We start from the raw sequence: 7,188 nt of genomic DNA on the forward strand, positions 1-7,188 counted from the left end.
ACGCGTCCGGCCAAGGCCGATGCCGAAGCCAAGTCCGATCCCAAGGCCAAGGCCGACCCCAAGCCTAAAGCCGACCCCAAGTCCAAAGCCGACCCCAAGTCCAAAGTCGACCCCAAGGCCAAGCCGGCGCCTAAAGCCGCGGCCGACGCCAAGCCCGCTGAACTGGCCGGCCCGCCGGCGCCCGCCTGCCAGGTGGTGTTGCGCGCGGATGCCGCGGGGTCGATGGACGGCATCCAGGCCAAGCTGGACGGCGCGGGTTCCGGGCTGTTGCTGGACGTGGTCGCCGATCTGGCGCCGCGCACGGCGCTGGTGTTGCGCAGCGCCCGCGCGAATGCGCAATTGCCCGATAAATCAACGCTTTCCGCGCAATTCGATTTGCAATCCGACACCACGCAAGGCGCGGGCCGGGACCGTATCGTGGGCACCGTCAGCGCCCAGCGCCTGGATCTGGCGCCGTGGCTGGGCGAGGCCATCCCGCCCGCCGTGCTGACCGTGCGCGGCGACGTGCAGGCCGATATCGAGAACCTGAGCCAGCTGCGGCATGCGGGCGTCGATCTGCGCTTCGAAGACGGCACGCGCTGGAACAAGCAGCCCCTGACGGGGGCGCTGAAGGCGCAGGTGGACATCGCCGCGCCGGAGGCCGTGACGACGGGTGCCGCGGCAACGTCCGCCGACCCGTCACTGGATCCGCTGGCCGGGCTGCGCGTCCACGGCCTGGACGTGGACCTGAAGCTGGGACGCAACCGGGTTCAGGCCAAGGGCGAACTGGACGCCAAGGACGGCTCGCTGACGCTTGACGCCCAGGCGCCCCAGCTGGACGCGTTCTGGCCTGGCATTCCCGGCGGCGCGGAATTGAAGGGCAAGTTCGCGGGGACCGTGGCGGCGCATCGCGGCGAGGTCACGGCCGGCTACACGCCCGCCAAACCGCGTCCTGGCGTGCTGGGGCAAGCGCCCGCCAAGGCCAATATCGTGTTCACCGGCGCCTGGGGCAAGGGCGCCGCGGGCCAGCCCGATGGCGCATTGCTGGGATGGCGCGGCGCGTTTTCCAAGCTGACGGCCGACACGGCCGGCTTTACCGTGACGGCGGACCGGCCGGTCACGTTGGCCTATCTGCCGTCCGCCGTGGCGCCGCAGTGGCAATGGCAGGTCGGACAGACCGCCTTGAGCCTGACGCTGCCCGGCAAGGAACGCCTGACCCTGGCGCATCAGGGCTCGCGCGGCGGCGGCAAGCGCTGGGAAACCGCTGGTCAGGCCGACAATCTGGTCATCACGGCCGCCATGGCCCGCCAGGTGATCGGCGCCGTCGACCCCGAGGCGGCTTCCAAGCTGGGCAAAGGGCCTAGCCGCGTGAATGCGATGATCCCCGAAGGCCAGCGCCGCATTGCCCTGGACCTGTTGTGGGACCTGAAATTCGACGGACGGCTGGGTGGCAAGGCTCGCATCGCGCGCCGCGATGGCGACCTGCTGATTCCGGGCGACCCGCCCATTCCGCTGGGCGTGAAGGCGCTGGTGCTGGACGTGACCGCTACCCCCACGTCCGCGAACGCCAGCCGCCTGGATGCCAAGATCAACCTCGCGACCGCCAAGATGGGCACCGTCAACGGCACCGGTTCGGCCGTGCTGGTCGTCGACGCCAAGGGCGGCATGGCGCTGGACGAGCGCCAGCCCCTGCGCGCCAAGCTGGACGCCGATATTGCCGATCTGGCCTGGATCGGCCTGTTCGTCGGCGATTCGATGGAAGTCGGCGGCGCGGTCAAGGCCAACCTGGAAGCCCAGGGCACCCTGGCCGGCAAGTGGTCCGCCACCGGCACGATCCGTGGCGAGAAGCTGCGCGTGGTGCGCATCGACGACGGGGTGCGCCTGATCGACGGCACCTTGTCGGCACGCCTGGACGGCGACCGGTTGGTGCTGGACAGCCTGCGTTTCCCGGCATCGCTGCGAGTCATGCCGGCGGAATGGCGCACCAAGGAATGGATCACGACCAACCCCGAGGCCAAGGGCGGTTATGCCGAGGCGCGCGGCCAGTGGAACATCATGGACGGCGGCGGCGACATCAAGCTGACCCTGTACCGGTTCCCGGCGCTGCAGCGCTCGGATCGCTACGCCATGGTGTCCGGCGTCATTGACCTGAAGGCGGCCATGCCCCGGATCGAGATCGTGGGCGACCTGAAGGCGGATGCAGGCTGGTTCAGCCTGGAGATCCTGCAAGGCGTGCCTTCCCTGGACGACGATGTGAAAGTGATCCGGGCCGGGCAGGACCCGACCGCGGTATCGACGCCGTTGCAGACCAGCATGAACCTGAAGTTCGACATGGGGCCGCGCTTCTACATTACCGGGATGGGCCTGGACGCGGGCTTGCTCGGTTCCATCCAGATCCTGCTGAACGATGGCCGGCTGTCCGGCGTGGGGCAGTTGCGCACGCGGGGCGGCGGCATCGAGGCCTACGGCCAGAAGCTGCGGCTAAGCCGCGGCACGCTGACCTTCCAGGGCCGGCTGGACAATCCCTTGCTGGACATCGAGGCGCTACGCACCGGCGAACAGGTCGAGGCGGGTGTTAAGGTCGTCGGCACGGCGCAACGTCCCCGGATCGACCTCGTGTCCTATCCCGACGTCAGCGACGTGGAGAAGCTCTCCTGGCTGCTGCTGGGCCGGGGCCCGGATGAAAGCGGCAGCGACGCGGCCTTGCTGGTGTCGGTCGGTACGGCGCTGCTGGGGGGCGGGCAGCCGTTCTACAAGCAATTCGGCCTGGACGACGTCAGCGTGCGCACCGGCAACATCGGCAGTTCCGGCAGCATCCTGCCGGACCGCACAGTGGCCGGCGACGTCAACCGGGACAGCGACAGCCAGCTGGCGACCCAGTTCCTGGTGGCCAGCAAGTCGTTCGCCAACGGCATCACGCTCAGCGTCGAGCAGGCGCTGGCGGGCAGCGACACGGTCGGCCGGGCCAGTTACCGCCTGGCGCGCGGCCTGTCCGTGGACTTGAAGGGCGGTTCGGTCAACGGCATCGCGCTGGTCTATCGGACCTTCTGGGGCAACTGAACGGCGGCTGGCGGGGCGGGATCAAGGCGTCCCGCCCCGCCCGCAGGCAGCTCGGGCGCGCTCGGGATAAAATGAGGCCCATTCCTTACCCTTAGCACCCATCCCACCATGAGCATCAAAAGCGACCGCTGGATCCGCCGCCAGGCCGAAGCCGGCATGATCGAACCCTTTGAAGCGGGTCAGGTCCGCACGGCCAATGGCGGGCGCATCGTCAGTTACGGCACCAGCAGCTACGGCTACGACGTGCGGTGCGCCGACGAATTCAAGATCTTCACCAACATCAATTCCACCATCGTCGATCCGAAGAACTTCGACGAAGGCTCTTTCGTGGACTTCAAGGGCGACGTCTGCATCATCCCGCCCAACTCGTTCGCCCTGGCCCGCACGGTCGAGTACTTCCGCATCCCGCGCAGCGTCCTGACGATCTGCCTGGGCAAGAGCACCTATGCGCGCTGCGGCATCATCGTCAACGTGACGCCGCTGGAACCCGAATGGGAAGGCCACGTCACGCTGGAATTCTCGAACACCACGCCGCTGCCCGCCAAGATCTACGCTGGCGAAGGCTGCGCGCAGATGCTGTTCCTGGAAAGCGACGAAGTGTGCGAGACCTCGTACGCCGACCGCGGCGGCAAGTATCAGGGCCAGCGCGGCGTCACGCTGCCGCGTACCTGATCCGTCAGTCGTCCTGCCCGGGCACGGGGCGCAGGTAGTCGATATCCCATTCGCTTTCCGCCGTCTGGACAAATCCATGACGGCGATAGAAGCGGTTGGAATCGCTGCCGCGCAACGCGCCCACGGCGACCGGCAGCCCGCGGCTGTCGGCCTCCTGCAGGATCTTCCGTATCACCTGGCTGCCCAGGCCTTGCCCCTGCGCGGCGGGCACCACATACAGGTGGTCCAGCCGCAAGCCCGCGCCTTCCGGACGCAGGGCGTAGAACCCCACCCATTGCCCGTTGTGCTGGATCGCCCACGTGTGTTCCGGCTGGAAGGTATTGCGCAGCCGGCTGCGCGCCCGTTCCGGGTCGAAGCGGCCCAAGCGCTCAAGGCTGTCGCGCATGGCGTCGATACGCAGGGTGGCCAGCGCGTCGAAATCCGCTGCCGACACCGGCCGGTACTGGACGTTATCGTCTGACAGTTCGTCATAGCCGCGGCCCAGGAATTGCAGGATGCAAATGCCGTGGCCGTAAGGGTCGCTCAGGTGCGCGATGCGGCCCCAGGCGTGCGAGGCAGCCGGATCTTCCAGGCGGGCGCCGGCCGCAACGGCCTGATCGACGGCGCGGTCCACGTCTTCGACCACCACGTCCAGATGCACGGGCGTCCAGTGCCGCGCGTAGTCGCGAGTCTGGCGCGCCGCGCTGGCCGCGGGGCTTCCAGCCGCCTTCTCCAACAGATAGATGGGTGCATTAGCGCCCAGCATTTCCGCCGCTTTCGGTCCCAGTCGTCGATGCAGGCTCAATCCGAAGGCACGCCGATAGAAGTCGATGGCGTGTTCAAGATCGGGGACATCGATATTGACCAGGATGTGCATAGGGCTTTTCCTTTGGATGGGCCTGGAAACCATATCACGGGTCCGACGCGGCGTGCGGCCGGCAGCGTGCGCGCCGCGCGCTAAAGAAAACCGCTGGCGCGGCCGTAAAAAGGATATATGTGTTTGCCGATTTGGCGACGTCATCTCTGCAAGCTGAGCAAGGCCCCGACCCGTGCGTTACCCCCATATCCCCTGGCTGCCCCTGTTGTTCTATCCTGCGCTGCCAGTGGCCGCCGCGGTCGGCCTGATGTTGTGGCGCGAGTGGCCGCCGGCGCTGACGCTGATCGTGCCCTTCGTGCCGTGGGTGATGGCGCTGATCGGCGCGGCGATCTGCCTGATGTACCAGCGCTCGCAAACCATGGCGTTGATGCTGTGTGTACTGGCCGCCACCGCCGTCTGGCCGACGCTGGCCCGCGAAGCGCCGTGGGCGCTGGGGCCGGTGCTGGCCTGGTGGTCGATGGCCTATACGATCAATGCGCTGTGGTCGGAGCGGTCAAGCATGCTGCTGGACATGGTGGCGCGCATCGGGTTGATGGCTGTGGGCGTGGCGGCGATCGCGCTGGTCGGCAAGGATGGCCTGGCCGATGTCTTCGGGACGTTGGCGGTGCAGGGCAAGCTGGCGCGCCTGGGCGTGCCGGTCGAGGCGCTGGTGGGGCTGCTCTTGACGGGCCTGACGCTGACCCTGCTGTTGCTGCGCTACGGGCGTCCACAGCAGGCGGGGCAATGGCTGGGCTTTGTCTGTATGGCGTGGGCCTTGCCGCGCGGCGCGCAGCATCCTATCGAACTGGCCCTCATGTCGGCGGCAGCGCTCACGGCGCTTTCGATTTCGTTGGCGCACGAAGGCTTCCATATGGCGTTTCGCGACGAGCTGACCGGTTTGCCGGGCCGCCGGGCGTTGAACGAACGCCTGCAGCGCATGGGTCGCGTCTACACGCTTGCGATGGCCGACGTGGACCACTTCAAGATATTCAACGATACGCACGGGCACGACGTGGGTGACCAGGTGCTGCGCATGGTGGCGTCGCAACTGCGGCGCGTGCCTGGCGGCGGCCAGGCCTACCGGTACGGCGGCGAAGAGTTCACGTTGGTGTTCCCGGGCAAGACGGCGGCGGAAAGCATGCCCCACCTGGAAACCGTCCGGCGGGCCATCGAGGCCTATCAGATGCGCCTGCGGGACAAGCCTGCCCGTCCCAAGGCGGACCAGGTCGGCCAGCGCAGACGGGGCGGTCGAGGCGGACGCGGTTCGCGTCCGTTGCGGGTGACGGTCAGCATCGGCGTGGCCGAGCGCAGCGACGCCTTGCGGGCGCCGGACGCGGTGATCAAGGCGGCGGATCAGGCGCTGTACAAGGCCAAGGACGGCGGTCGCAACCAGGTGTGCGCGTACGGCGTCCGGCGCAGGGCAAGCGCCTGAGCCGCCGGCCTACTTGCCGGTCAGCGCCAGCGCCATCAGGGTTTCGTCGTAGAGCTCGCCGTTCACGCACAGCGCCTCGCGTTCCCTGCCGTATTCAGCGAAGCCCAGGCTGGCGTAAAGCGTCGACGCGGCCGTGTTGTTGGCGGTCACGCTCAACTGCACCTGCCGGATGCCGCGCATGGTCTGGGCGTGCGCGATCGCCGCATGCATCAGCAGCCGTCCCAGGCCGCGCCCGCGCTGCGCGGGGGCGACGTACATGCTCCAGATATGCGCCTTGTGGCGCATCTTCAATTTGCGCTGGCGGCCCACGCCCACCATGCCGGCAAGGGCGTCGTCCGCGAACACGCCAAACATCGCGCCGTCATCCAGCGGCGTGATCCACCCCCGGATGTCTTCCAGTGTCAGCGTGTGTTCCTCTTCGTAACTTGATCCAAAAGATTCCGGGGTTTCCACCAGGGCGTCCAGTCGCAATTGACGCAGGGACGGGGCATCCGGGGCGGTCAGACGTCTGACAAGCGGTGAGGGCATGGCTGCGAAGTGTTGGGAATACGGAACGGTTGGGGGCGTTTGGGCAGTATAGGCGGGCCGCTTGCCTATAATGGGTTCATTGCCGCTTGCGGTTTTCACAAAGGAGCCAATGATGTTCGGTTTCCTCAAGATAAACCAGGACGCCAAGCGCGACGAAGTGCAGGAAGAGTTCGTCGCCCGTGTGGCGGATGCTGCGCAAGACTTTGTACAAGCCGCCAGTTCCACTGGCGCAGTGTTGGACTACTCCCTGTCCAGCGTCCATGCGCTCGATGACGCGCTGGAGGCCGCCCACGTCGGGATCTTGCCTCTTACCCCCATGCAGACCGTCGGCGCCGCCGCCTACCTCTACGAGATCGGGCGCCGGGCCCACGGCGGCCTCTACGAGGTCTGCGACGACGAAGACCCCGTCGTGCTGGTCTGCGGTGACCCTGGCTCCGAAGTCTGTTTTGGCGCCATTGCCAAGGTCGAACGGCGCATCCGCTACGGCGCCGCCGAGGCGATTCCCGCCTACTTCGAGCTCTTCACAGCCGCCTTGCAGAAGGGCGAAGCCCACACGATCCGCTAGCCCGGTGCCGTTGTCGCCGCACTGAAAGCGCCCGCTTTTGGCGCGATGACAACGGCCGTGCAGGCCTTCTGGGGATTTCCCTTAGGACTGTAAGAAAAACAGCCCTACAATTCCGCC

At 67.3% G+C, this 7,188-nt stretch carries 6 protein-coding genes; 4 read left to right on the forward strand and 2 right to left on the reverse strand.

The window, feature by feature from the left end; genetic code table 11:
• Positions 1 to 3,039 (forward strand): translocation/assembly module TamB domain-containing protein (locus ACO6D5_RS29015; RefSeq protein ID WP_485827308.1); only part of this gene is annotated, 3,039 nt, incomplete at its 5' end.
• A 108-nt stretch (positions 3,040 to 3,147) separates the two neighbouring features.
• A complete protein-coding gene (gene dcd / locus ACO6D5_RS29020; RefSeq protein WP_006226186.1) occupies positions 3,148 to 3,711 on the forward strand; it encodes a dCTP deaminase in 564 nt (187 codons plus the stop codon).
• A gap of 4 nt (positions 3,712 to 3,715) precedes the next feature.
• Here the strand turns inward: dcd and ACO6D5_RS29025 are convergent, their stop codons facing one another.
• Positions 3,716 to 4,567: a GNAT family N-acetyltransferase gene (locus ACO6D5_RS29025; RefSeq protein WP_485827309.1), complete on the reverse strand. Its 852-nt coding sequence runs from the start codon at positions 4,565 to 4,567 to the stop codon at positions 3,716 to 3,718.
• A 172-nt stretch (positions 4,568 to 4,739) separates the two neighbouring features.
• Here ACO6D5_RS29025 and ACO6D5_RS29030 point away from each other — a divergent pair, with 172 nt between their 5' ends.
• Positions 4,740 to 5,978 (forward strand): GGDEF domain-containing protein, encoded by a 1,239-nt coding sequence (locus ACO6D5_RS29030; RefSeq protein WP_088590719.1) that lies wholly within the window; start codon positions 4,740 to 4,742, stop codon positions 5,976 to 5,978.
• A gap of 9 nt (positions 5,979 to 5,987) precedes the next feature.
• Here the strand turns inward: ACO6D5_RS29030 and ACO6D5_RS29035 are convergent, their stop codons facing one another.
• Positions 5,988 to 6,506 carry a GNAT family N-acetyltransferase gene (locus tag ACO6D5_RS29035; protein WP_485827310.1) on the reverse strand — a complete coding sequence of 173 codons (519 nt, stop codon included), beginning with the start codon at positions 6,504 to 6,506 and terminating at the stop codon, positions 5,988 to 5,990.
• Positions 6,507 to 6,618: 112 nt separating this feature from the next.
• On the opposite strand from ACO6D5_RS29035, the gene ACO6D5_RS29040 reads away from it, so the two are divergent.
• Entirely contained in the window at positions 6,619 to 7,071 is a 453-nt protein-coding gene (locus tag ACO6D5_RS29040; protein ID WP_035213748.1) for a hypothetical protein, read from the forward strand.
• The last annotated feature ends 117 nt before the right edge of the window (positions 7,072 to 7,188 follow it).

It is taken from the genome of Achromobacter sp., from assembly GCF_057314935.1.

What these genes read in the sequence shown, in the direction of transcription:
- dcd (WP_006226186.1), top strand. Translation starts at nt 3,148, where the DNA reads ATGAGCATCAAAAGCGACCGCTGGATCCGCCGCCAGGCCGAAGCCGGC.
- ACO6D5_RS29025 (WP_485827309.1), bottom strand. Translation starts at nt 4,567, where the DNA reads ATGCACATCCTGGTCAATATCGATGTCCCCGATCTTGAACACGCCATC.
- ACO6D5_RS29035 (WP_485827310.1), bottom strand. Translation starts at nt 6,506, where the DNA reads ATGCCCTCACCGCTTGTCAGACGTCTGACCGCCCCGGATGCCCCGTCC.
- ACO6D5_RS29040 (WP_035213748.1), top strand. Translation starts at nt 6,619, where the DNA reads ATGTTCGGTTTCCTCAAGATAAACCAGGACGCCAAGCGCGACGAAGTG.